This is a genomic window from Bacteroides caecicola, assembly GCF_023337095.1.
Lineage (GTDB): Bacteria > Bacteroidota > Bacteroidia > Bacteroidales > Bacteroidaceae > Phocaeicola > Phocaeicola gallinarum.
Window position 1 is genome coordinate 40,529 of sequence record NZ_JAMBLM010000001.1, and the last position, 25,377, is coordinate 65,905.

General features: G+C 43.9%; 18 protein-coding genes and 1 tRNA gene. 9 read left to right on the forward strand and 10 right to left on the reverse strand.

What is annotated here, in order from left to right; translation table 11 throughout:
• Positions 1 to 41: 41 nt before the first annotated feature.
• A complete protein-coding gene (locus M3085_RS00175; protein ID WP_178255531.1) occupies positions 42 to 881 on the forward strand; it encodes a hypothetical protein in 840 nt (279 codons plus the stop codon).
• A 297-nt stretch (positions 882 to 1,178) separates the two neighbouring features.
• On the opposite strand, the gene M3085_RS00180 is transcribed toward M3085_RS00175, so the two are convergent.
• The 5 genes from M3085_RS00180 to proB all read right to left on the reverse strand — a co-directional run bounded on the left by M3085_RS00180 (position 1,179) and on the right by proB (position 7,441).
• Positions 1,179 to 2,840 carry an AMP-binding protein gene (locus tag M3085_RS00180; protein ID WP_249052006.1) on the reverse strand — a complete coding sequence of 554 codons (1,662 nt, stop codon included), beginning with the start codon at positions 2,838 to 2,840 and terminating at the stop codon, positions 1,179 to 1,181.
• A gap of 19 nt (positions 2,841 to 2,859) precedes the next feature.
• Positions 2,860 to 3,417 (reverse strand): helix-turn-helix domain-containing protein, encoded by a 558-nt coding sequence (locus M3085_RS00185; protein ID WP_178255533.1) that lies wholly within the window; start codon positions 3,415 to 3,417, stop codon positions 2,860 to 2,862.
• Between the two features lie 174 nt (positions 3,418 to 3,591).
• Positions 3,592 to 4,851: a PepSY-like domain-containing protein gene (locus tag M3085_RS00190; RefSeq protein ID WP_249052007.1), complete on the reverse strand. Its 1,260-nt coding sequence runs from the start codon at positions 4,849 to 4,851 to the stop codon at positions 3,592 to 3,594.
• 257 nt (positions 4,852 to 5,108) lie between these two features.
• Complete coding sequence (locus tag M3085_RS00195; protein WP_317239262.1) at positions 5,109 to 5,942, reverse strand: BF3164 family lipoprotein; 834 nt, start codon at positions 5,940 to 5,942, stop codon at positions 5,109 to 5,111.
• Between the two features lie 416 nt (positions 5,943 to 6,358).
• Positions 6,359 to 7,441 carry a glutamate 5-kinase gene (gene proB, locus M3085_RS00200; RefSeq protein ID WP_191710561.1) on the reverse strand — a complete coding sequence of 361 codons (1,083 nt, stop codon included), beginning with the start codon at positions 7,439 to 7,441 and terminating at the stop codon, positions 6,359 to 6,361.
• Between the two features lie 291 nt (positions 7,442 to 7,732).
• Here proB and M3085_RS00205 point away from each other — a divergent pair, with 291 nt between their 5' ends.
• The 3 genes from M3085_RS00205 (at position 7,733) to rpsT (ending at position 9,047) form a co-directional block, all read left to right on the forward strand.
• Entirely contained in the window at positions 7,733 to 8,515 is a 783-nt protein-coding gene (locus M3085_RS00205) for a Cof-type HAD-IIB family hydrolase (protein WP_249052009.1), read from the forward strand.
• 163 nt (positions 8,516 to 8,678) lie between these two features.
• A tRNA-Glu gene (locus tag M3085_RS00210) sits at positions 8,679 to 8,750 on the forward strand.
• 42 nt (positions 8,751 to 8,792) lie between these two features.
• Positions 8,793 to 9,047 (forward strand): 30S ribosomal protein S20, encoded by a 255-nt coding sequence (gene rpsT / locus M3085_RS00215; RefSeq protein WP_178256762.1) that lies wholly within the window; start codon positions 8,793 to 8,795, stop codon positions 9,045 to 9,047.
• 88 nt (positions 9,048 to 9,135) lie between these two features.
• Here the strand turns inward: rpsT and folE are convergent, their stop codons facing one another.
• From folE to M3085_RS00240, 5 genes are all read right to left on the reverse strand, one after another.
• Positions 9,136 to 9,714 carry a GTP cyclohydrolase I FolE gene (gene folE / locus M3085_RS00220; protein ID WP_410553936.1) on the reverse strand — a complete coding sequence of 193 codons (579 nt, stop codon included), beginning with the start codon at positions 9,712 to 9,714 and terminating at the stop codon, positions 9,136 to 9,138.
• A 23-nt stretch (positions 9,715 to 9,737) separates the two neighbouring features.
• Positions 9,738 to 10,196 carry an SPOR domain-containing protein gene (locus M3085_RS00225; protein ID WP_178256763.1) on the reverse strand — a complete coding sequence of 153 codons (459 nt, stop codon included), beginning with the start codon at positions 10,194 to 10,196 and terminating at the stop codon, positions 9,738 to 9,740.
• A gap of 118 nt (positions 10,197 to 10,314) precedes the next feature.
• Positions 10,315 to 11,070: a triose-phosphate isomerase gene (gene tpiA, locus M3085_RS00230; protein ID WP_178256760.1), complete on the reverse strand. Its 756-nt coding sequence runs from the start codon at positions 11,068 to 11,070 to the stop codon at positions 10,315 to 10,317.
• 34 nt (positions 11,071 to 11,104) lie between these two features.
• Complete coding sequence (locus M3085_RS00235) at positions 11,105 to 12,412, reverse strand: BT_3928 family protein (RefSeq protein WP_191710562.1); 1,308 nt, start codon at positions 12,410 to 12,412, stop codon at positions 11,105 to 11,107.
• On the reverse strand, positions 12,402 to 12,944 hold the full coding sequence (locus M3085_RS00240) for a DUF1599 domain-containing protein (RefSeq protein ID WP_178256758.1): 543 nt from the start codon (positions 12,942 to 12,944) through the stop codon (positions 12,402 to 12,404). The genes M3085_RS00235 and M3085_RS00240 overlap by 11 nt, the downstream gene beginning before the upstream one ends.
• A gap of 350 nt (positions 12,945 to 13,294) precedes the next feature.
• On the opposite strand from M3085_RS00240, the gene M3085_RS00245 reads away from it, so the two are divergent.
• The 5 genes from M3085_RS00245 to M3085_RS00265 all read left to right on the forward strand — a co-directional run bounded on the left by M3085_RS00245 (position 13,295) and on the right by M3085_RS00265 (position 25,307).
• Entirely contained in the window at positions 13,295 to 15,211 is a 1,917-nt protein-coding gene (locus M3085_RS00245) for a family 43 glycosylhydrolase (protein WP_249052010.1), read from the forward strand.
• 21 nt (positions 15,212 to 15,232) lie between these two features.
• Complete coding sequence (locus tag M3085_RS00250) at positions 15,233 to 17,722, forward strand: alpha-L-arabinofuranosidase C-terminal domain-containing protein (protein ID WP_249052011.1); 2,490 nt, start codon at positions 15,233 to 15,235, stop codon at positions 17,720 to 17,722.
• A 13-nt stretch (positions 17,723 to 17,735) separates the two neighbouring features.
• The gene (locus M3085_RS00255; protein ID WP_249052012.1) at positions 17,736 to 20,078 is read left to right on the forward strand and encodes a beta-galactosidase; all 2,343 of its coding nucleotides are present in this window, start codon (positions 17,736 to 17,738) and stop codon (positions 20,076 to 20,078) included.
• A gap of 581 nt (positions 20,079 to 20,659) precedes the next feature.
• A complete protein-coding gene (locus M3085_RS00260) occupies positions 20,660 to 23,752 on the forward strand; it encodes a SusC/RagA family TonB-linked outer membrane protein (protein ID WP_249052013.1) in 3,093 nt (1,030 codons plus the stop codon).
• Between the two features lie 22 nt (positions 23,753 to 23,774).
• Positions 23,775 to 25,307: a RagB/SusD family nutrient uptake outer membrane protein gene (locus M3085_RS00265; RefSeq protein WP_249052014.1), complete on the forward strand. Its 1,533-nt coding sequence runs from the start codon at positions 23,775 to 23,777 to the stop codon at positions 25,305 to 25,307.
• The last annotated feature ends 70 nt before the right edge of the window (positions 25,308 to 25,377 follow it).

Genomic DNA, 25,377 nt, shown 5'->3' on the forward strand with positions numbered 1-25,377 from the left:
TCCGGTACTCATTTATATAATGTATTCTATTTTATTCCGTTATGAGAAAAAATATCTTGTTTGGAGTCTTGGCATTAACTGCGGTGCTGACGGGTTGTAACAGCGATGAGCAGAAAGCGGGACAGTTATTTCAACGTGCCGAAATAGCTTATGCTACCGGAGATTATAATTTGGTAAAACTTCAGATAGACAGCATTCGTACGCTCTATCCGAAAGCATTTGAAGTTCGTAAGGCAGGAATTGCATTGATGCAGCGTGCCGAACTGGAAGAACAAAAGAAAACATTGGCGTATTTAGACAGCATGATGGCAGTCAAGCAGGCATCGCTCGACTCGATTAAAGGAAATTTTGTTTTGGAAAAAGATACGGCTTATCAGGAAACGGGTAATTATTTTTATCCTACTCAGGTCGTTGAACGGAATATCGGGCGTTCGTTCTTGCGCGGACAAGTAAGCGAAGCGGGTGAAATGTCTGTTACTTCTATATATTGCGCTGGAGGAAGTATCCATCATACGGCGGTGAAAGTCAGTGTTGGCGACATGTTTGCCCAGACTCCTGATTCGCCGGACAGCTATGAAACTACCGATTTGGGGCGGAATATCGAAAAGGCTGACTATAAATTGGGTAATGACGGTGGCGTAATTGCCTTTATAACAGCAAACCGTGATAAGAAGAATATACGTTTGGAGTTTATTGGCGACCGTAACTATACCACTTATATGCAGCCGAATGATGTGAAAGCAATAGCTGAATTAAGTAATCTCGCACGTATTTTGTCGGGTATTGAAGAAATAAAGAAAGAACAGAAAGAAGCCAATCTGAAAATTCAGTTTGTAACCCGTAAAATGGAAGAGCAAGAAAAAAATGAGGCAAACGAGTAACCGAAAATGGATAAGCGGAGAGTGAACCTGCTTAAATGTTCTTGTCTTGCACGGTCACAGGAAGAAATACTTGGTCTGTATATCCCCCTAAAAAACGCAACCGTTAGTTTGGCATATCTCATGCGGATGCGTTAACCATTTCTATTCGGAGAGTTACTGGGTTTTACCGTTAGTGTTTTTCAATGTTCCTGACTAAACCGGAAAGCGCTGAAAACAAGTCTGTTAAAAGTTGGAGTCACTTCAATAAAAAAAACGGGATGTAGAACAAACGCTGCATCCCGTTTTTTATGTATCAAGTTATTCGCTTCTCTCGTCTTTTTGGCGAATTTCTACGCGGCGGATTTTTCCGCTGATGGTTTTCGGAAGTTCGTCGACAAACTCAATCACCCTCGGATATTTGTAAGGAGCCGTTACGCGCTTAACGTGGTCTTGAAGCTCTTTTATCAGTTCGGGGCTTGCCTTGTCTTTATAATCCTTAGCCAAAACGATGGTTGCTTTAACCACCTGACCGCGTATTTCGTCGGGCACTCCCGTGATGGCACATTCAACAACTGCCGGATGAGTCATCAGTGCGCTCTCTACTTCAAACGGTCCAATCCGGTAGCCTGAACTTTTAATCACATCATCCGCACGTCCCACAAACCAATAATAACCGTCTTCATCGCGCCAAGCCACGTCGCCCGTATAATAAACATTATCGTGCCAAGCCTCGTGAGTAAGTTCAGGGTCGCGATAGTATTCTTTAAACAAGCCTAACGGTTTTCCTTTATCGGTGCGAATCACAATCTGTCCCTGCTCGCCGTCTTCTGCCGGACGTCCGTCGGGTTTCAGCAAATCAATGTCGTATTGCGGATTAGGTACGCCCATGCTTCCCGGTTTCGGTTCCATCCACGGGAAAGTAGCCAGTGTCAGTGTCGTTTCTGTCTGTCCGAAGCCTTCCATCAGGCGTATGCCCGTTATCTTTTTAAAAGTCTCGTAAACCGAATAGTTCAATGCCTCTCCTGCCGTAGTACAATACTCTAATGATGATAAATCATACTTCGATAAGTCTTCACGTATCAGGAAGCGATAGATGGTTGGAGGCGCACAAAGCGATGTAATACGATAATCATGTATTTTTTTCAGAATATCTGCCGGGGTAAACTTCTCATGGTCGTACACGAAGATGTTGGCTCCGGCTATCATCTGACCGTAAAGTTTTCCCCATACAGCCTTGCCCCATCCCGTGTCGGCAATGGTGAAATGCAGGCTGTCTTCATGCAGGTTATGCCAGAAGCATCCCGTAGAAATATGTCCTAACGGGTAAGTAAAGTCATGAGCCACCATTTTAGGCTCACCCGTAGTGCCGGACGTGAAATACATCAGTGAGATGTCATCGTTTGTGTTTACTTGAGCCGGACGTACGAAAGGAGCAGCATGTTCGATGCCCGTGTGGAAATTCTCGAATCCTTCCGGATATTCCGGCCCTACGCTTACCAGTTTCTCTACCGAAGGAGAGTCCGCCATTGCGTCTGAGATATGTCCCGTGATGACCGGTTCTCCGGCTGCGACGATTACTTTTATATCGGCAGCATTACAGCGGTATACGATGTCTTTCTTTGTAAGCAAGTGAGTGGCAGGTATTGTTACCGCCCCCAGTTTATGTAAGGCAATGATGGAAAACCAGAACTCATAGCGACGCTTCAAGATAAGCATTACCTTGTCACCGCGTCCGATGCCGAGGCTTTGAAAGTAAGAAGCCGTCATGTCACTATACTTCTTCAAGTCGGCAAAAGTGAATTGGATATGTTCTCCTTTATCGTTTGTCCAAAGCAATGCTTTCTTATCCGGACATTCTGCTGCCCATGCGTCTACTACATCGTATCCGAAATTGAAGTTTTCGGGTACTTTTATTTTAAAGTTCTTTATGAAATCCTCTTGTGAGGTGAAATGGGTCTGTTCTAAGAATCTTTCTAACATGGATGTATCAAGTTGTTTGTTATTGCATAACGATAGCTAAAAATTTAACCGTTTTCCCGTCTAATGCTTTCATGCCGTGGGGAAGGGAAGAGTTGAAGTAAAGGCTGTCGCCGGGATTTAAGACCAATTCTTTTCCGTTGATGCTGAGTAACAGCCGTCCTTCTATAACTAAGTTAAATTCCTGTCCGCTATGCGTATTGTAATACATTGGTGTATCATCGGGTTTAGGCTCTACTGTAACGATAAACGGGTCGGCTTTCCGGTTGCGGAATCCCGAAGCCAGCGACTCGTATTTGTAGGCTTTGGTGCGTTCTACAGAGATGCCTGTTCCTTTGCGTGTGAGGAAATACGAACTCATTTTCGGTTCTTCACCGAACATCAGTACATCAAGGGGAATGTCAAACCGGTGAGCTATGCGCTGCAAGGTGCTTACCGAGATGTCACTTTCGCCCGACTCGATTTGCTGATATTGTTTCAAATCAAGCTGACAATCTGCTGCCATTTCTTCGATGCTCAAGTCTAAAGCGTCACGCAATCCGCGTACTCGTTCGCCTATTTGTTTTATTTGTTCGTCCATGGTGTGATTTAGTTTGTTTCGTCAAAAATACGAAAGATTTCGATAAATACCACAAAACAGGCACGGATTTCACTCTAAATACATTCGCTTTTGTAAAAAAACGTGTATCTCAGTAATCCGTGCCTGAATGATTTGAGGTATCAACCTCGTATGTCAGTAATGACTTTTCAATCGTTAATCGTCAATGCGAAGGATTTCGCCGGTTTCATCGAGAAGGACATCCATCTCATCCCATACTTCTACTTCATAGTAAGTTCCTTTGGGTGTTTCGTAACATTCGGCATCTTCGTCAAGGTAAGAATGTGTGCCGTACTTGTTGTTCAACGTTGACTTAACTGCTTCCGGAAGCTGGCTTGAACGAATGTCGTAGTTGGTATATACCCAAGTTTCATCGCTGTGGGTAAAGTATACATCTTTTTCTTTACCGTCATGGCGGATTTCTATTTCAATCAGTCCGTCGTCGAAATCTCTGTCTGTGATGCGGTAGCCCGGATACTTTTCATTCAGTACATTCTTAATACCTTTGAGTGTGCCTTGTGAGTCTCCGCCATCGGTGGGGATGTCGCTTACCGGACGTTGGATTTCATTGCCGGCTGCATCCATATAAACCTTATGTTCGCGGTCGCCTTGCTCTAATTCGATACAGTAATATCCTTCCGTGTTGTCTGGTGTGAAGTATTGGTCCACATCATCGATTCGGTAGTTCGGATAATTAGTATTGACAAACGTCGTTACTACATCGGGGATATTCCGCTTTCCGTATTCTCTCTTAGTCCGTTGCCATGTTTCCGACTTGTCGAACCAGATTTCATACTTTGAGTTGTCATAGATGATTTCCACTTCCGTTCCGTTATCTTCCTTGTCAATATCCACGATTCTCGCTCCCGGATAGTTTTGTTCTATCCAGCTGTTGATACCGGTTGTCGGAGCTTGAGGCAGGTAACCTGTGTAGTCGTTCGGCTTGCCGTCCGAGTCCACCTCTTCGCTTATCATAATGCCATCTTCTGTGTAGCAGATATCGAATTCCAATCCGGCGTTATTCACTTCAATCACGTAGAGAGTGGGAACGCCGTTTCTTTCCAATACATCCACGGTGTCGTCGTGCGTCCACGATGCGTAAGTACTGCTGCTGAACGCCGTGTTTACAGCCTCAGGCAGCGAAGCAAACGGGATTTCAGTTTTCGTCATTCCCCAGCTTGCGCTGTTCAGTTCATACCATGCCGTAGCTTCTCCTCCGTCATCCGTGAAGTTGGCAACGGCATATCCGTCTTGTATCGACCAGCTTGCACGTGTATCTCCAAATCGGGTTTGGAAATCGTCTAATACAGCTTGTGGCACGTTACCATCGTTGTTTGTAGGCTCATTGTCATTGCTACATGCAGCCAATGTGAGCATTCCACTGATTAACAGTGTCCAAAAAGATACTTTTTTCATAACCCAATCCTTTTTATGTTTCTGCGGCAAACTTATCATGCAATTCTGAAAAGAAACTGAAAACTATCCATCAATTTATTTTTTTGAGTCTATCCGTAAGTTTTTTACCATTTGCGGAAATAAGTAATAGAACGGTCTGTTGAGGTGTGAAGTTGGCTGGAAGTACGTACACTGACGATTATTCTTATATGAGGTTCTGTTTGTCTAATAAATTTGATATAAGGAATAAAAATATATTTTTTCATAGCAAATTCTGTTCAATCATTGTAATTGAAAACTAATATGGCATCCTCGTGTGAATCAGGGTTAATTCCATAAATTAATTTGCGATTTTCATCTACTACAAAATCTGATAAGGGCTCTTCTAAAATAAATTGTTTAATAGGTTTTCCCTCCCAATTATAAAATTCTATTATAGAAGAATGTTTCTTTTCTAAATCGCCCCAAGGGACTCCCGAATATAAAGCATATACCCCTTCTGGAGTTGAAGCTAAGGCCTCATAATAAACCACGTTATTATCTACATTGTATTTATATTTTCCTCCGGGCTTTGCTTCTTCAAATAAATAGAAATCGGGAGCATCGGTAACTCCGACAAAACCGTTTAATTTTAATTTACCATTTTTTATTTTACCAAATTCTAATCGATTAATAAAGAAGTATGCTACAGCAAAAGAAGTTTGTGAGACAGAAAGCCAGTAGTCATCAAACTCTGTATAATAAGCATCACCTAGTTCTTTTTCCAAAGTGAACGTATTAGGCAATTTATCCAATGAATAATAATCGTCCAAATTCCATAATTCACGTGTTGATAATCTACTATTACTTCTTTTTAAGAAATATTGTTGATTAGCTACATAGTTGATTTCCCAAAAAAAACGTCCGTCTGAAACTGGATGTTTGGTCTCATTTAACAATATGGCTGTGGAGTCTGTCAGAAGAAAAGTTGCATAGTTGTCTGTGGCATGATCTCTGAACGCGAATTGATTGGATGGCATATTTTTAATGACAGTTGGCATCAAATATTCATTTCGACCGTTTCCTCTATGTCCAAAAGAATAGAGTTTATACAGAATAAAGAACAGAGGTATTGGTTATCAGTGACCTAATACCTTATTCGATATAATGTCTAATAAAGAAATTTCAAATTGGGACGAGAATATACATAAAAGAAATCGGTAGCATTTGAATGGGCATCACGCAATACTAGATAATCTGTCGTTGTATATATGTTACCAAACTTGATGATTTCTTGGAGAGTCTTTAAGGATGGTTGAAGTTTCTGGGAAACTGCGAAGTTTTTCTCTATTGTTTTTTCTTGTTTACAAGAACACACACATAAGCATAAAAGGAGTGATAATACTATATATCCTTTATTTATGTATATTGATAACATTTTGAGTAAGAAATTTAGATGTAATTTTATAATGCGAATTAGGAAGCCAACTTCTGATTCGCATTATAAATTATTGAGTAAAATCAAAACTGTTTCTTAATGCAAGCTCAGTTAATCCAAATACAGATAATCGTAATGCACCAATGGACGCTGACCGTGTTTACCCAACTGTTTGCGGGCTTCTGCCGAGTCGGTAGCAATGCGTCCTACACCGATAGGCTGCCCTTCGGCATCCATTATTTTTACGATGTCATCCTTCTCAAAGTCGCCCACGATGCGTTCTACCCCGATGGGCAATATACTCACCGCCTTGTCGCCCCGGATAACCTCTGTGGCATGTTGGTTCAAGTGCAGTTCGCCTTTGGCGAATCCTTCGCTGTGGGCTATCCACTTCTTAACGCTCGAAACCTCTTCCGATGCGGGAATGAACCGTGTGTGTACCGTTTCATCGGGACGCAACAACAAGTCGGGCAGTATGTTGTCCCGCTTTCCGTTGGCTATAATTACCGTGATACCCTCGTCGGCAACCTTGCGGGCAATGGTGGTTTTGGTCAGCATACCGCCCCGCCCGAAACCCGACTTCTCTGTGCGGATGTAGTCCGACAAATCCTTGCCCTGTTCCACCTCCCGGATGACCGACGTACCCGGTTCGGAAGGAGAACCGTTATAAATGCCGTCGATGTTACTCAGAATGATTAACGCCTGCATATCCATCATCGAAGCAATCATGCCCGACAGCTCGTCGTTATCGGTAAACATCAGTTCGGTGACGGAGATGGTATCGTTTTCGTTGACGATGGGGATAACCCCGTTTTCCAACATCACCCGCATACAGTTACGCTGGTTCAGGTAATGTCGGCGCGTGCCGAAACTCTCTTTCGTGGTAAGCACCTGCCCCACGGTGATGCCATGCTCGCGGAAGAGTTCGTAATAACGGTTAATCAGTTTTGCCTGACCTACGGCGGAGAAAAGCTGACGCTGTTCCACGCTGTCTAACCGGCGTTGAGGCTTCACCTCGCTGCGTCCCGAAGCAACCGCTCCCGATGAAACCAACACCACTTCGACGCCCCCCTTATGAAGCTCTGCCACTTGGTCGACCAGTGCCGACATCCGCGTAACGTCCAGCGTCCCGTCGCGGCGTGTTAATACATTGCTGCCTATTTTTACGGCAATTTTATGAAACTGATAGTCCATCGTTTTTCCTGTTTTTTTGATGTGTATGCAAAGATACAATTTATTGTAAAACAAGTACCTGAACCTCCCGTAAAAAACTACCGCATGTGTTTACCTGCGCATCCCATAGCGTTGGCCGGTTCATGCGGTAGTTTTTTACGGTTCTACCCCATGCGTTTTTTGAGCATGTTGTTACCGCCCGTAACGTGTAGTGGAGCGGCAAAATGCTTTGGCATTTTATTCCCATCGCCCACATTGCGGATAACGGATTTTGTGGTAAATTTGCAGCGGAATCTAAAGCTGTTTTTTCTTATGGTAAAAGCAATTTTCTTTGATGTGGACGGGACACTGGTTTCGTTTAAAACCCATAAAGTACCTGCGTCTACGCGCGAAGCGTTGAGGCTGTTGCGCGCAAAAGGCGTTAAAGTGTTTATCGCTACGGGGCGTCCGAAGATGCTGATGATGGAGGCTGTGGGCGACCTTGAGTTCGACGGTTATGTTACCCTGAACGGTTCGCACTGTTTCACTGCCGACCATCAAGACATTTATAAGAACTGTATTCCCAAAGACGATATCGAACGCCTCACATCCTATTGCCGCCGCTATCCGGAAATCCCGTTCGTTTTTGTAGACGAAAGCGGATGGTATATTACACATATTAATGACGATGTGGAAAACGTGTCCCGTCTGCTCGAAGTATCAGTTCCCCCGCTTATGTCCGCCGAAGCGATGCGTAATAAAGACGTGTTGCAGATAATGGGCTATTTTGGCGAAAGCGAAGAACCGAAATTTTTCTCAGAAGTGCTGACACACTGTGTACCCATGCGCTGGCATCCTCTCTTTGCCGATATAATCGTGCGGGGGAATAGCAAGAGCGAAGGCATCGACCGCGTGTTGGCTTATTACGGCATTGACCTGAGCGAAACAATGGCATTCGGCGATGGGGGCAACGATATTCCGATGCTGCGCCATGTGGCGTTGGGCGTGGCAATGGGAAACGCGGCAGAACCGGTTCGCAGCGCGGCAAATTATGTGACGACCTCGGTAGACGATGACGGCATACAGAACGCACTGAAACACTTCAATGTATTGTAATCCCGCCCGCTCAAACATGTTCTTCTGAGCCTTGACATACAGAAAGTATAAAAAAAACCTTTAATATTTTGGCGGAATAAAAAAACTTACTACCTTTGCATCCGCAAACGAGAGATGTGTGTCCTCGTTTCAAAAAGAGGGATTTCCTCTGGGCTTAAGGCTTGGCCCGTTCGTCTATCGGTTAGGACGCAAGATTTTCATTCTTGAAAGGGGGGTTCGATTCCCCCACGGGCTACAAAATAAACAAAATCAAGAACAATATTAAAGATTAGTCGAGATGGCAAATCACAAATCATCTATTAAGAGAATTAGACAAGACGAAAAGAGAAGACTTCACAATAGATATTATGCAAAAACCATGCGTAATGCAGTGAAGAAACTTCGTGCTACAACTGACAAGGCAGAAGCTATTGCCATGTATCCGAAAGTGCAGAAAATTTTGGATAAGTTAGCTAAGCGTAACATTATTCACAAGAATAAAGCTGCTAACTTGAAGTCAAAATTGGCTGTGCATATCACAAAATTGGCTTAATAACTGCTTTATTTGCAAAAGATAATAAGGTCGGATTTAAAATCCGGCCTTTTGTCGTTTAAGGGTTTTGGTTTATCTGATGCCCGGATCAGAGATGACGGGCACGAATCAGATTCATGAATTCTTCGCGGGTTTTGGCTTGGTTGAAAGCACCGGTGAAGTCAGAAGTTGTGGTTACAGAGTTTTGTTTTTCTACTCCTCTCATCTGCATACACATGTGTTTGGCTTCTATCACCACCATTACACCTAATGGATTCAACGTTTCCTGAATACATTCTTTGATTTGTAACGTCATGCGTTCCTGCACTTGCAGGCGGTGTGAGAAGATGTCTACCACACGGGCTATTTTGCTCAGTCCTGTAATGTATCCGTTAGGGATGTATGCCACGTGTGCTTTGCCGTAAAAAGGCAGTATATGATGCTCGCACATGGAAAAGAAGTCTATATCTTTAACGATGACCATTTGGCTGTATGGCTCCTTGAATTTGGCTGCATTCAACACTTCTTTGGGGTCCATTTCATAGCCTCTCGTTAGTGTCAGCATGGCTTTGGCTACCCGTTCAGGAGTTTTTATTAATCCTTCTCTCTCAGGGTCTTCACCCAGCAGGGACAATATTTCTTTGTAATGCCCCATCAGTTTGCTTATTTTCTCTTCATTCCACTCCATTGGATTTTGGTTCATCGTAATCATTAGTCTAAAGGAATATTAATTTGTTCGCGTACGATGGATACTTCTTTAAAGTTTCCCGTACCTTTCAGTTTCCGCATGGCTACATGTGCTTCTTCCATGCTTTTAAAGTCTCCCACCCGGCATAGCCAGCGAGGTGGTTGGAAATAGGTATATACCGGCATGTCAGGAAATTCTTCTTTTACTTTTTGGGCTACTCTGTTCGCCTCGTTACGTGCCTGACGGGAGTTGTTCCCGGCATAAACTTGTACACGGAACCCGCGTGCTTTTAACGTGCGTTGCGGTTCTGCCGTACTGGTAGGTATATAGCGTTTTCCTATCAGATTGGTAATCTGTTTGTCTTGATGGATGGTTACGACACCTTCTCCGGGCTGGCGGATTTGTAAACTTTCCACGATGCTTTGCTGGGCGTTTGCCATGCCTGCCGTAAGCAAGAACGCAAGAATCAGAAGATTTTTCATCATGACCGGAACGATTAATATGATGTGGTTATTGATAATAGTTACCGCTCAGGTAAAGAATCCGACAAATGTAAACATTCATCGGACTCTTCTTTCCTATGCGGGATGGTTAGAATTATTATTTAAAAGCGTCGATAATGCCTTTGAAGTCTGCTGCTTTCAAAGCTGCGCCACCAATCAGACCGCCATCAACGTCCGGATTAGCGAACAATTCTTTTGCATTTGAAGGTTTGCAGCTTCCGCCGTACAAGATAGAAGTATTGTCTGCTACTTCCTGACCATATTTAGCAGCAACCAACGAACGGATGTGAGCGTGGATTTCCTGAGCTTGTTCGGGAGTTGCGGTTTTGCCTGTACCAATAGCCCATACCGGTTCGTAAGCCAAGATTACTTTGCTGAAATCTTCGGCAGACAAAGAGAATACAGAAGCCAACTGAGCTTCTACTACTTCGTTCTGTTTGTTAGCTTCGCGTTCTTCCAATACTTCGCCGATGCAGAAAATCGGTTTCAGGTTATTAGCCAGAGCCAGTTTTACTTTTTCTTCAAGGATTTCTACTGTTTCGTGATAATAAGCACGACGTTCAGAGTGACCCAAGATAACATATTGTGCGCCCGTAGAAGCTACCATTTCAGCTGAAACTTCTCCTGTATATGCGCCAGAAGCCTTGTCTGCACAGTTTTCTGCACCTACGCCGATGATGTTTTTGTCAACAATCGGAGTTACAGAAGCCAAGTGGATAAACGGAGTACAGATAATAACGTCGCAGTTCGGTTTGTCGGCGGTTAAAACTTCGTTTAATTCTTTTGCCAAAGCGATACCTTCTTGCAGGTTCTTGTTCATTTTCCAGTTACCTGCTACAATGTTCTTTCTCATTTTATTTAATTTTTAAAGGGTTAATATATAAATTTTAGTTGCTTGCTTCTTGTTCTTTCTTTTGCCGTCGGTTGCGTATCTTTAGCCATATCAAATCGCCCACAGTAAGTACGAGCAACGGAGCAATAAACCAGATAAACACTTCCAGCAGTTTATGTATCGTGGTTTTTTTGTTCAAGTGTCCGAAAGGAAGTTCGTCAAGCGGAGCTTTCAGTTGATATTCGTCCGGAAGGTTAGATACGCTCCATTTTTGCAGTACCGTTCCTTTTTTCAGCAATACCAATCCCGGATTGGAACGCACGATGGTTTTCAGTGTAATTTCATCCATGAGTGCAAAGGGATATTCGGCTCCGGTATTTTCTTGCCACGCGGCAATGTCTTCCTCGGTCGATGCAGTGAGGCAGAGGAAACGATATCCGTGTTCAATGCTGTAATCATATATTTCATTGATTAAGTCCATGCCGCTGTCGTCTGCTATATGAAGCCACGGGGCAATGAGCAGGAATGTATAACTGCTGTCATTCAATATTTCTTCGGTAAGATCGGTTCCGTCTTCCATCGAAGTTATGGCAAAGTCGTGAATAGGAGGTTCGTATCCCTTTTCTTTTACAACCGTTTGAGAGCTGACAAATGTCCACGTCGTATCGCTCGGAAAGTTTTCGATGGTAAAATCTTTCTTTTCCCCGTTTTTTTCGTACGTAAATATGGTTTCATACGTGGTAGGTTTTTCCCCTTCAGGGATTTCCATGCTTTGAGGAATGTTTGCACCGATGTGGTAGGGGCGAAAATCGAATATGGGTAAATATTGGAGGCAGAACAGCGAGAAGAAAATGATAAATACGGCACTATATAGCGATATGAGCCAATCGACTTTCCGTGTTACGAGCTTGAACAGACAGTCGTTATGCTTGAAAACCACGATGGCGGCGGCAAGCAGAACGATGTTTTTAAAAAAGGTTTCCCAGTTGGTAAGCACAACGGCATCGCCGAAACACCCGCAGTCTGAAATCGGGTTGTCGATAGCCAGCCAGAGCGTAAGCGGAGTCATGAACGACATGAACAGCAGCGTGAGTAAAGGCGCTACCCTCCGGCGGATTCCGAAAAACAAATAAATGCCGATAAGAAACTCAAGCACTCCCATGGCTAAAGCAAAAAGATAGGGGACAACACCGGTACTCAGGCTGAACAATCCCCACGCTTCCAGATAGTCTTGTACTTTATATACAGTACCTAAAGGGTCATTTGCCTTGACAAAACCAGAAAACAGAAACGTTCCTGCCAGTAAGAATCGGCAGACGTTTGTTCCTATAACCATTGCTTTATGTAAATGTTTACTCTCCAAATTCCAATTTGATTAGTCCGAATACGGCATAGTTAATCATATCCATGTAGTTGGCATCAATACCTTCGGATACCAGCGTTTCGCCACTCAGCGATTCAATCTGCTTCGTGCGGTATATTTTCATCAGAATCAAGTCTGTATACGAGGTGGTACGCATACTGCGCCATGCTTCGTCATAATCATGATTCTTTCGTAACATCAGTTCAAGCGTTTGCTTGGCATATTTATCATAAAGCTCCAATGCACGTTTCTCATCCATATCGTCGGTTTCGGCATATCCCAGCTCCAATTGGATAAGCCCGATGATTCCGTAATTCACAATACCTATAAGCTCCGGACGTATTCCTTCGTCTACTAAAGTTACACCTTTTACTTCGATGCTTCGTATTCGGTTTGCTTTGATAAACAGTTGGTCGGTAACCGAAGACGGGCGCATGATGCGCCATGCAGCGCCATAGTCGTGCAGCTTTTTTGCAAACAAGTCGCGGCAAACCGTCATGACATGTTCAAACTGTTGCTTGGTATCTTTCATGTGTTATACTTTATATATAATATATGGTTGGGCAAAGTTACTTATTTTTCGGGGAGCACGCAATAAAAGAATAGCTAAATTACGCACATTCGTTTTACCCTGTTTGAAGGGGGGCAAAACGCTATGGGATGTTTTCCCTGTTTCATCCGCTAGTTTGCTGTAACGCATCCGCATGTTTTGGGCAATACATGCGGATGCGTTTCAGGCGGTTTTTGCCTGTTTGGGAAGGTTTGTTTCATTCAACCCCGTTTGTGCTGAATTTTTGATGCTTTTTGCATGATTTACCATTGTGATTCTTCTGTCGAAGGCTTATCTTTGCAACTGTATATAACGTTAACACATAATAATATATGAAGAACAAATTTGCATTTTTGCTCCTTTTGTTTTCTTTCCTTTCGTGGGGGACTTCTGTCCGTGCGGCAGAAGAAAAAGACTACGTGGCTTATCTTTTTACGTATTTTACGGGAAATCATATCAGTGAAGAAGCTGTCTGTTATGCGGTGAGCATGGATGGATACGCTTATTGGGCGCTGAACGATAACAAACCGGTACTCGATTCGAAAATAATCAGTTCGACGGGAGGCGTGCGAGACCCTCACATCTTGCGTTGTGAAGATGGAAAGACCTTTTATATGGTGGTAACCGACATGGTAAGTGGGAACGGATGGGACTCTAACCGTGCTATGGTGATGTTGAAATCTACCGACTTGGTTAACTGGACGCATTCAATCATCAACATGCAGAAACGGTATCCGGGGCAGGAAAAGCTGAAACGTGTATGGGCGCCTCAAACTGTTTTCGACCACGAGGCCGGAAAATACATGGTGTATTGGTCGATGCTTTACGAAGGTGGGGCAGATGTCATTTATTATGCCTATGCTAACGATGATTTTACCGACCTCGTAGGCGAGCCGAAACCGCTGTTTATCCCTGAAAACAAATTGTCGTGCATCGACGGGGATATTGTGTACAAAGACGGAGTTTACCATCTGTTTTATAAAACGGAAGGTCACGGAAACGGCATCAAAGTGGCAACAACCCGTTCGCTTACGTCCGGACAGTGGACCGAGGAGCCTGATTACAAACAGCAAACCAAAGAAGCTGTGGAAGGTGCAGGCACGTTTAAATTGATAGGGCAGGATAAATATATACTGATGTATGATGTATATATGAAAGGCAAATACCAGTTTACCGAAACTACCGACCTGAAACATTTTAAGGTAATAGATAGCGAAGTAAAGATGAATTTTCATCCGCGCCACGGAACAATTATTCCGATTACACGTGCGGAGTTGAAGCGCATCACCGATAAATGGGGCAAACCTGCCGAGTTAGGCGAACTTCCCAATAATCCTGTGCTTCCCGGTTTTCATGCCGATCCGGAGGTGCTTTACTCTCATCAGACAAACAAGTATTACATTTATTCTACTACCGACGGTCAGCCGGGATGGGGAGGCTGGTACTTTACCGCATTTTCTTCGCCCGACTTGAAAGAATGGAGATACGAAGGAGTTATGCTCGACCTTCGTTCGCCACAGGTAGCGTGGGCAAACGGGAATGCTTGGGCGCCTGCCATCGAGGAAAAACAAATAGACGGCAAGTATAAATATTTCTTTTATTATAGCGGAAACCCCAAAACCGGGGGAGGCAAACAGATAGGCGTAGCGATAGCCGATTCGCCCACAGGCCCGTTTGTCGACTTGGGCTATCCTATCGTAACCGAATCGCCGGCTGGAGGAGGTCAGCAAATAGACGTAGATGTGTTTACCGACCCTGTTTCCGGAAAGTCATACCTTTATTGGGGAAACGGATATATGGCAGGTGCTGAACTGAATGCCGACATGGTTTCAATAAAAAAAGAGACTCTGAAGGTGATGACACCCAAAGGCGGAACGCTGAAAGATTACAATTACCGTGAAGCTCCGTACGTGTTCTACCGCAATGGACTGTATTACTTCTTATGGTCGGTAGACGATACGGGTTCGCCCAACTACCATGTGGCATACGGAACATCAGACTCTCCGCTCGGTAAAATAAAGGTAGCCAAAGACCCGATTGTGTTAATCCAATCTCCCGAACAGGAGATTTATGGGCCGGCTCACAACGCTGTGGTATGTAAACCGGGTACAGACGAATGGTATATCGTATATCACCGCATCAATAAGAACTATCTGAAAAACGAGCCGGGTATCCATCGCGAAGTATGTATCGACCGTATGGAGTTTAATCCCGACGGCACCATCAAGCGTGTGAAACCTACCTTATAATCTTATTAAAATACGAATGGTATGAACGGATTAAAACTTTGGGCAGCTTTAGGCTTTTGCCTTTGTGCTTCATCGGCAGCGGCACATGTAGAAGATGTGATGAACGAGCCGGATTCAGTTTATTTGTTTTCGTATGCCACGGTATCCGACGACGGACGCAGCGGACTTAAATTTGCATGGAGTCCTGACGGAAACAAGTGGTTCGGCATCGGTAACGGTTACGGTTATGTAAAGTGCGATTACGGAGCATGGGGCGCGGAAAAACGTATGTTGAAGCCCGAACTCCGCCGCGATGAAAACGGGGTGTGGCATTGCATCTGGCAGTTGAACGGAAACGGGAAAGAGTTTGCTCATGCTGCTTCTGAAGATTTGATGAAGTGGAAACGCCAGTCGTATTTTACGGATAAGCAGTTTGCAACATACGTTCCGGAAGAATGGAAACAATACCCTGCACAAAGTGTCCTGATAGACGGAGCGCAGGAACACGGAACGGTTCAGAAAATAGCATGGGACGAAGTCAACCGGTTGATTCAGTTTGCCGACTACCGTGCGTACAAGGCTCAGTTGCATGACGAACGTACGGAGCAAGATGCGCAACGGTTTGCCGGACTCAACACTGTAAATATGACACTGACCGCCTGCCCTGATTCGGCGAAAAGTATAAGCGACAAGCTGATAGGTATTTTCTTTGAAGATATTAATTATGGAGCAGACGGAGGTTTATATGCAGAACTGATTCAAAACCGCGATTTCGAATACAGTCTGAACGATCGCCAAGAGTGGAACTCCACCTACGCATGGACGTTGAAAGGCGAAGGCACGAGGATGGCTGTTGAAACCGCTGAGCCGCTTCATGCCAATAATCCGCATTATGTAGTGTTAGATACGAAAACTCCCGGAGCCTCGTTGATTAATTCCGGCTTCGATGGTATTGTGGTGCGTAAAGGTGAGAAGTATGATTTCTCTGTCTTTGCGCGTACGCCGGGTAAAAGCGGAAAAATAAGAGTTAGCCTGCAAGATGGTAAAGGTAATGAACTTGCCTCGGAAGTCGTAACGGTTGCTTCTCGAAATTGGAAGAAACAAACAGCCGTGTTGATACCCCAAGCCGATGCCGATGATGCCGTATTGGTACTGTCTCCCCAGAAACAGGGGAAATATGTATTGGATATGATTTCGCTCTTCCCACAGCATACGTTTAAAGGGCGTAAGAATGGTTTGCGTGCTGATTTGGCTCAGACGCTTGCCGATTTGCATCCGCGCTTCGTGCGTTTTCCGGGAGGTTGCGTGGCTCATGGTAACGGAATCGACAACATCTACCGCTGGAAGAACTCGATAGGTCCGTTAGAAACTCGTAAGCCCATGAGGAATCTGTGGGGATATCACCAGACAATGGGATTAGGATATTATGAATATTTTCAGTTCTGTGAAGATATTGGCGCAGAACCTCTGCCGGTGCTGGCTGCCGGAGTACCCTGCCAAAACTCAGCTTGCATTCCGGGAAAACTCTTGAGCGGAGGGCAGCAGGGAGGAATCCCAATGGAAGAAATGGATGAATATGTGCAAGATATTCTGGATCTGATAGCCTATGCCAACGGTGATCCGAAGCAAAACAAATGGGCAAAAATGCGTGCCGAAGCCGGACATCCCAAACCTTTTAATCTGAAATACATAGGCATTGGCAATGAAGACTTGATTACAGATGTGTTTGAAGAGCGTTTTACCATGATTTATGAGGCGATAAAAGCGCAGCATCCGGAGATAACCGTAATCGGAACAGTGGGACCATTTTATGAAGGAACCGACTATGAAGAAGGATGGGAATTGGCTACACGTTTAAATGTACCGATGGTAGACGAACATTATTATAATACGCCGGGATGGTTTATCAATAACCAAGATTATTATGACCGTTACGACCGTTCCAAATCGAAAGTTTATTTAGGTGAATATGCTGCTCATTTGCCCGGTCGTCCGAACAATATTGAGACGGCATTGGCTGAGGCTTTGTATTTGACGGCAGTAGAACGGAACGGCGATGTGGTTTCGATGACTTCTTATGCTCCTTTGCTGGCGAAAGAAGGGCATACGCAATGGAATCCTGACTTGATTTATTTCAATAATAAGGAAGTAAAGCCTACTGTGGGGTATTATACGCAACAGTTGTTCGGACAGAATTCGGGCGACACGTATATCCCTACGGAGCGGAAGGTTGACAATACGCGGATGGATGTGCAGAAGCGTATTGCTTCGTCGGTGATTCGTGACAGCCGTACGGGAGACCTGATCGTGAAACTGGTAAATCTGCTTCCCGTATCGATCAAAACTGCGGTTGAATTTCCCGGTTTGACAAACAGCAGTGCAGTGTTGCATGTCTTGTCGGGTAAACCATCCGATCAACACGTCAGGCCGCAGGAAAGTACGATAAATGTATCCGAAAAGTTTGATTATGAGATGCCGGCATATTCGCTGAGCGTAGTCCGCATACCTTCGCAATTAAAAAATAACAGATAAAACCGTAATACAAATGAAAAAGTTATTGAGCATCGGGCTTTCTTTGCTTTTCGCATTGGGAGTCGTATCCACCCTTTCATCCTGTTCGTCTTCTCAAACAGGAGAAATTTTTGAAGTGGGCAAAAATACCTTCCTTTTAAATGGTAAGCCATTCGTGGTAAAGGCTGCCGAGATTCATTACCCTCGCATTCCCGAACCTTATTGGGAACAGCGCATTCAGTCTTGTAAAGCGTTAGGCATGAATACTATTTGTCTGTACGTGTTTTGGAACCTGCATGAACAGAAACCGGGTGAGTTCGATTTTACAGGGAATAAGGATATTGCCAAGTTCTGCCGGTTGGCACAGAAGCACGGGATGTACGTCATCGTTCGTCCCGGACCGTATGTTTGTGCCGAATGGGAGATGGGCGGTTTACCGTGGTGGCTGCTGAAGAAACAAGATGTACAGCTCCGTACTCAAGACCCGTACTATATGGAGCGCGTAGGCATTTTCATGAACGAAGTGGGTAAACAGCTTGCCGACTTACAGATTACGCGCGGAGGAAACATCATCATGGTGCAGGTAGAAAACGAATATGGTTCATACGGGATAGATAAACCATACGTTTCGGCTATCCGCGACATGGTGAAAAAGGCGGGATTCACTGATGTTCCTTTGTTCCAATGCGATTGGAGTTCTAACTTTACGAATAATGCGCTCGACGATCTGCTTTGGACCGTGAATTTCGGAACAGGAGCGAACATTGACGAGCAGTTCCGCAAACTGAAAGAGCTGCGTCCTGAAACGCCGTTAATGTGTAGTGAGTTTTGGAGCGGATGGTTCGACCACTGGGGACGCAAGCACGAAACCCGCGATGCGGCTACGATGGTGAGCGGTATTAAAGACATGCTCGACCGGAATATTTCTTTCAGCCTTTATATGACTCACGGAGGAACTACTTTCGGATGGTGGGGCGGAGCGAATAACCCGGCATATTCGGCAATGTGTAGTTCGTATGATTACGATGCTCCTATCAGCGAAGCCGGATGGACTACTCCGAAATATTTCCAGCTTCGTGATTTGCTGAAACAGTATCTTCCCGACAGCGTTTCGCTTCCCGAACCTCCCGAAGCATTCCCGGTTATTGAAATTCCGGCGATTACTGAATGGCAGGTTGCTCCGCTCTTTGCCAACCTTCCCGAACCGAAACAAAGTGAAAACATCCAACCGATGGAAATGTTTGATCAGGGTTGGGGTAGCATTCTTTACCGTACGACGCTGACCGAAGACTTGAGCGGGATTCTCCATATTGATGAAGTGCATGACTGGGCACAGGTTTTCGCCGACGGCAAACTGCTGGGACGCTTAGACCGACGTCACGGTGAATTTACGCTTCCGCTGAAAGAAGCGTTGAAAAAAGGTACGCAGCTTGATATTTTGGTAGAAGCTATGGGACGTGTGAACTTCGACAAGTCTATCCACGACCGCAAAGGTATTACAAAGAAAGTCGAGGTAGTGAGCGGCGACAAAGCTACCGAACTGAAAAATTGGACGGTTTATAACCTGCCTCCTTTCTACGATTTTGTAAGCAAGAAAGCGTACAAACCCGGCAAAGCGGTAGAAGCTCCGGCATATTATCGGGCTACGTTCAACTTGGATAAGACCGGAGATACTTTCCTCGATATGCAGACATGGGGAAAAGGTATGGTATGGGTAAACGGACATGCGATGGGACGCTTCTGGGAAATCGGTCCTCAACAGACCCTGTTCATGCCGGGATGCTGGTTGAAGGAAGGAGAAAACGAAATCATCGTCCTCGATTTGAAAGGCCCGGCAGAAGCAAAAGTGGTTGGATTGCAGAAACCCATCTTAGACATGCTTCGCGAAAAAGCTCCGGAAACCCATCGTAAGGACGGACAGAACCTGAACCTTGCTGCCGAAAAGCCGGTTCACAGCGGAACTTTTGCACAGGGTAACGGTTGGCAGGAAGTAAAATTTGGTGCTCCTGTAACCGGACGTTATTTCTGCTTGGATGCGGCTTCGAATTACGACGGAACAAATATTGCCGCCGTTGCCGAAATGGACGTGTTGGGAGCGGATGGAAAACCTGTTTCTCGCGAGTCGTGGAAAATTATGTATGCCGACAGTGAAGAAACACGCAGCGGAAACCGTACAGCCGATAAAGTGTTCGACTTGCAGGAAAGCACCTTCTGGCAAACCGTCGACAATACGGCATATCCTCACCAGATTGTTATCGATTTGGGTAAGAGTTATCAGGTAACAGGCTTCCGCATGTTGCCGCGTGCCGAAGCAGGTGCCCCCGGTCAGATTAAAGATTATAAAGTATACGTAAAGGCATCGGACTTTAAATACTAACATTCGTTTTTCATACTTGTAACCCCGGATTTTCATTGGCTTCTTTAAAAATCAAGCCGATGGAAGTCCGGGTTTTTTCTATCTTCTTTTTTCCTCTTGTTCGATTCATCGGAATAGCTTATTTCAACTTGGTCCGGCTCGGTAAGAAGCCCGGAAAAACGCTACCCATAGAACCGGGTAACACTATGGGTAGAACCGGGCAACTCTTCCCATAGAAATGACCAACACTAACGGTAGCGTTTTTGGAGGATATAACGGCAGAAAATTCTTGCTCTGTCTGACACGCGGGAAAGTTTAAATCAGTTCATTTTTATGATATTCGGTTAATGTCCGTTGGTATATATTTCGGATAAGTATTGATTTAACTGTGGTTTGCCGAATATTGCCCATTGTAGATATGTTAACAATAATTTGTTGCTGATTAATAGTGAGTTATTGTTTTTGTTGTAGATAAAATACCACCTTCCTTCAGGCTTTTGTAGACAAGAAATCAATCCTTTTATTTCCCGCTCAGAAAAAAATACTGTTAGGTTTGCAACAGAAGTTATCAATTTTTAGTGTCAATCAACCTTAAAAGGCTTATGGAAAATAAAAGAAGTAATTTTAAAGCATGGCAATGGGCATTGCTGTTTGCTTTTATGTTTCCGGTATTGGGGTTCTCCCAAACCATCAAGGTAAGAGGAACCGTAGTTGACGCTACCGGCATGTCAATTATCGGAGCAAGTGTATTAGAAAAAGGAACTACCAACGGTGTGATTACAGACATCGACGGTAACTTTGAACTGTCTGTATCTGCCAACGGAACTTTGCAGATTTCTTATGTAGGTTTCCAGACTCAAGAAATCCCGGTAAACAATCAGACCGTATTTAAAGTAACCTTGAAAGAAGATGCGGAAGTGCTGGACGAGGTTATTGTGGTAGGTTATGGTACGATGAAGAAAAGCGACATGACCGGAGCGATTTCATCGGTTAAATCAGACGATTTGCTAAAACGTGCCACAACGAGCGCCACAGAAGCTTTGCAAGGTAAGGTGGCAGGTGTGAGTGTCTTGAAATCAGGAGGTAATGCCGGGGCCGGTATTTCTGTGAAGATTCGTGGTATCAAGACAATGGGTGATAATGAGCCGCTTTACATTATTGACGGTTATCCGGGTGATATTGATGCTATCAACCCTCAGGATATTGAGTCTATGGAAATTCTGAAAGACGGTGCTGCCGCTGCCATCTATGGTTCGGTTGCTGCAAACGGTGTTATTCTGGTAACGACGAAAAACGGTAAGAAAGGTGAGACGAAAGTAACATTCAACACGTATCTTACGTTTAACAGTGCGGCAAAGACCAATGAAATGCTCGATGCCGACGGTTGGTTGAAAGTAATGGATATGATGTATGAAAACGCCGGAGAATCGAAGCCCAATTACATTATTAAAAATGAAGATGGAAGTCTGAAAAATCCTACGGGTGCGAATACCGATTGGCAAGACCAGATGTTGCGTAACGCCATGTCGCAGAACTATTATGTAAATGTTACGGGTGGCTCGGAGAATGCAAGCTATTCATTATCGTACGGTCACTCTGACGAAGAAGGTATTTTCCTCGGAAATAATTACAAGCAGGATAATGCACGCTTGAAAGTAAATATGTCGAAATATATTTTTGATTTTGATGCGACATTGAACTTTAAGGCTACTCAGAATGAACAGCCTCAATATTCATTGAGACAAATGTATTCTATCAGTCCGCTTGTGCCCGTGTATGATGAAAGTCAACCTTCAGGCTATGGATTGACCCAAATGACAGTGGGGGATGAAACTTATACTTTCCCGACCTACAATAACGTGATGGCGGACCATCATTTCAATCAATCTAAAACCAACGGGTATGACATTACGGGTAACATTGGTCTGGCTATGCACTTTGCCCCGTGGCTGACTTTTAAAACGACTTACCAATATAATGGATATTATTCGGTAACGAGATCTCATACAGAGGCTTATACTTCGAATGTTCAGGGTGCTGTTAAATTCCCATATAATTCCGAATCGAATTCATATTTTTACTCTCATACGTTAGAGAATGTGCTGACGTTTATGAAAGATTTCGATAAACATTCTGTAACGGCTATGGTGGGTAGTTCGATTATTGCTTATCGTAATGATAATAGTTCGGTTAGTGTGGAAGGTAAAAATGCCAATGATGAACCTGCCGGATTTTTCGACCCGCATAATACAACTATTGATGCCGGTATCGGAGGTACGTTTAGCGGCAGCGGTACATTTTATAACTATAACCGGGCTTCTTTCTTCGGTCGTTTAAACTATTCATTTGACAGCCGTTATCTGTTGCAGGCAACGGTTCGTGCAGATGGTTCTTCCAAGTTCGGTAAAAATAACCGTTGGGGAGTGTTTCCTTCTGTTGCCGTAGGATGGAGAATCAGCGAAGAAGACTTTTTCCCGAAAAATACAGTTGTCAGCAACTTGAAGTTCCGTGCAAGTTGGGGACGCTTGGGTAATGAAAATGCGTTGGGGTATTACTATGCTCCCACCATGACCCAGAGCAATACTCAATGGATGAGTTATATACAAGGTGGACAACCGTGGACAGGTATGTCGAATCTTTATTTGGTGAACGATGATTTGCGTTGGGAAACTACCGACACGAAGAATATCGGTTTTGACTTCGGTTTCTTTAATAACCATTTAACCGGTTCTATCAACTATTATTACAATACAACGACCGATTTGTTGATTGAAAAAGTGATGCCTCCTTCAGCCGGTATTTATAACCCGACCGTGAATGTGGGTAAAATGCGTAACAGCGGTTTTGAACTGGAGCTGAACTATGCAAACAGTGTAAGCGGCTTCGATTATAACATAGGCTTTAACCTTTCTACCATTAGCAATGAAATGATTAAAGCCGACCCCAACCAAATATTATATGGTTCTGCATTGAAAGATGCCGGTCATTTTGCAACGCAAACTTTAGAGGGATATCCTGTCGCATCGTTCTTCCTCTATCAGACAGACGGTATATTCCAGTCTGATGAAGAAGCTGCTGCCTATGTAAATGCAGACGGTGAACGGTTACAGCCCAACGCAAAAGCCGGAGACATCCGCTTTAAGGACATGAATGGTGACGGGGTGATAGATGCCGATGATAAGGTATACAGTGGTTCCGGAATACCGAAAGTTGAAGCAAACCTTTCTTTCAGCGGTTCATATAAAGGATTCGACCTCTCATTCCAGTTAGGTAGTGCGTGGGGACACAAGCTGTATAATGCCAACCGCATCTATATGGAAGGAATGGATGCCGGTTCTAACCAGTTTAAAACGACATTGGATGCTTGGACTCCGGAAAATAGAGACACCGACATGCCTCGTGCGGTATTAGGCGATCCGAATAATAATACGCGGGAATCTACCCGTTATCTTGAAAACGGTGACTTTGTTCGTCTGCGTCAGTTACAGTTAGGCTATACTTTCCCGTCTAATTGGATGAAGAAAGTCTTTATCGAAAAATGCCGTATTTATGTGAGCGGAGAAAACCTGTTTACCATAACAGGCTATTCAGGTAATGACCCTGAATTCTCTTCTTCCATCCTGAATACAGGCATCGATTCCTTTGTTTATCCCTTTACACGTTCTTACGTAGTAGGTTTGCAAGTAACATTCTAATACCGATAAAATGAAAAATAATATGAAAAAGATATTTTATATAGCATCATTCGCATTGACTTTTTCGCTTGCGGGATGTGATGATTTTCTGACAGTTGAGTCTCCTAATTTTTCTACTGATATCTATTGGAGAGATAAGACTGATGTTGAAGCCGGCTTGTCTGCCGTCTACGGACAGTTGGAAAATAGAACAGATGAATATGGATTTTGTGAACATAAATATCCGGTAGAGGCTTTTCGCGGGGATGATGTCTCCATAGGTGACGATATTAATAACTATCCCAACATGAAAGATCTGTACGATTATACTTATGACAATGAAAATGCGCAAACTAAAGAATATTGGATGAACAATTACAACGGCATAAATTACGCGAATAATGTTATTTATGGCATTGATAAGGTTCAGACCAGCGGTGAAGCGATGAGTCAGGAAGATTACGACCATTTGATGGGTGAGGCAGTCTTTTTGCGTGCATATTATCATTTTAAGACTATTTTAAACTGGAAAGATATTATTATCCGTGATGAGTATCTGACCAGTGAAGATCAGGTTCATAAAGAAATTTCCTCACGTACAGACTGCTGGGATTTTATTTGTACGGAATTAGACCGGGCTGCCGGACTGCTTCCCGACACACGTCCTTCAGGCGAAACCGGACGTGTTACAAAAGATGTGGCTTACTCTTATTTGGGATGGGCATATCTGACTCGTGCTTACGAAGAGAACGATAAGAAAGATGATTATCTGGCACAAGCCATTACAGCTTTTAATAACGTAAAAAATGCTGCATTGGAAGAAGACTTTGAAAGCATGTTTAACGGAACGAACAAAAACTGTAAAGAATCTATCTTCGAATTACAGTTTACCAACATTACTTCAGACGGGGCATATCATAAACATGTGATGCACTATTGGGTAGCAGCTCCTTCAATGGGTGGTTGGGACGAGATACGTGTCAGCCAAAAGATGTATGATGAGTTTCTGAAGGAGGGCAAAATAGCCAATAACAATACGCAATACGATGCGCGTGTTTATGCATCTATGATTTTCAATGATGAATATTACACGGCTCCCAATTCGATATTCGGGGAATACAGTTACGATGATTGTTTCCCGTCAGGTTCGAAAACGAGTTATTGCTTTAAAAAGTTCATACCGTCAACTTACGAGGAATATTCTCAATCATCTACGTATACAAATATTCCGTTGATGCGTTATGCGAATGTGATGCTGATGAAAGCTGAGGCTTTGAATGAACAAGGAACTGCTTCCGGACGTACGGAAGCCATTAACTTGATTAACGAAATCAGAGAAGTTCATGGTAAATTGCCTCCTATGGAAGGCGATTCTTATGAAGCCGTAAAAGCACAGATAGAACATGAGCGTTTGGTTGAATTTTCTGTAGAGTGCTTCCGTTTTTATGATTTGCGCCGTTGGGGTAAATTGGAAGAAGCGATGAAAGCCGATGGAAGAACAAACTTTAACATAGCGGAAGATGAGTTCTTGCCTATTCCTTTAATGGAAATTCAAACCAATAATGATGTGAATTAAAAAAAGATTCTCTTTAAGAAGAATCGGGCAGAAAAGCAGATGACTGGTCTGCCTGATTCTTTTAAAAGAA

Bases quoted from the DNA above. Each gene is read 5' to 3' on its own strand.
- M3085_RS00175 (WP_178255531.1), top strand. From the start codon at position 42: ATGAGAAAAAATATCTTGTTTGGAGTCTTGGCATTAACTGCGGTGCTG.
- M3085_RS00180 (WP_249052006.1), bottom strand. From the start codon at position 2,840: ATGTTAGAAAGATTCTTAGAACAGACCCATTTCACCTCACAAGAGGAT.
- M3085_RS00185 (WP_178255533.1), bottom strand. From the start codon at position 3,417: ATGGACGAACAAATAAAACAAATAGGCGAACGAGTACGCGGATTGCGT.
- M3085_RS00190 (WP_249052007.1), bottom strand. From the start codon at position 4,851: ATGAAAAAAGTATCTTTTTGGACACTGTTAATCAGTGGAATGCTCACA.
- proB (WP_191710561.1), bottom strand. From the start codon at position 7,441: ATGGACTATCAGTTTCATAAAATTGCCGTAAAAATAGGCAGCAATGTA.
- M3085_RS00205 (WP_249052009.1), top strand. From the start codon at position 7,733: ATGGTAAAAGCAATTTTCTTTGATGTGGACGGGACACTGGTTTCGTTT.
- rpsT (WP_178256762.1), top strand. From the start codon at position 8,793: ATGGCAAATCACAAATCATCTATTAAGAGAATTAGACAAGACGAAAAG.
- folE (WP_410553936.1), bottom strand. From the start codon at position 9,714: ATGGAGTGGAATGAAGAGAAAATAAGCAAACTGATGGGGCATTACAAA.
- M3085_RS00225 (WP_178256763.1), bottom strand. From the start codon at position 10,196: ATGAAAAATCTTCTGATTCTTGCGTTCTTGCTTACGGCAGGCATGGCA.
- tpiA (WP_178256760.1), bottom strand. From the start codon at position 11,070: ATGAGAAAGAACATTGTAGCAGGTAACTGGAAAATGAACAAGAACCTG.
- M3085_RS00240 (WP_178256758.1), bottom strand. From the start codon at position 12,944: ATGAAAGATACCAAGCAACAGTTTGAACATGTCATGACGGTTTGCCGC.
- M3085_RS00245 (WP_249052010.1), top strand. From the start codon at position 13,295: ATGAAGAACAAATTTGCATTTTTGCTCCTTTTGTTTTCTTTCCTTTCG.
- M3085_RS00250 (WP_249052011.1), top strand. From the start codon at position 15,233: ATGAACGGATTAAAACTTTGGGCAGCTTTAGGCTTTTGCCTTTGTGCT.
- M3085_RS00255 (WP_249052012.1), top strand. From the start codon at position 17,736: ATGAAAAAGTTATTGAGCATCGGGCTTTCTTTGCTTTTCGCATTGGGA.
- M3085_RS00260 (WP_249052013.1), top strand. From the start codon at position 20,660: ATGGAAAATAAAAGAAGTAATTTTAAAGCATGGCAATGGGCATTGCTG.
- M3085_RS00265 (WP_249052014.1), top strand. From the start codon at position 23,775: ATGAAAAAGATATTTTATATAGCATCATTCGCATTGACTTTTTCGCTT.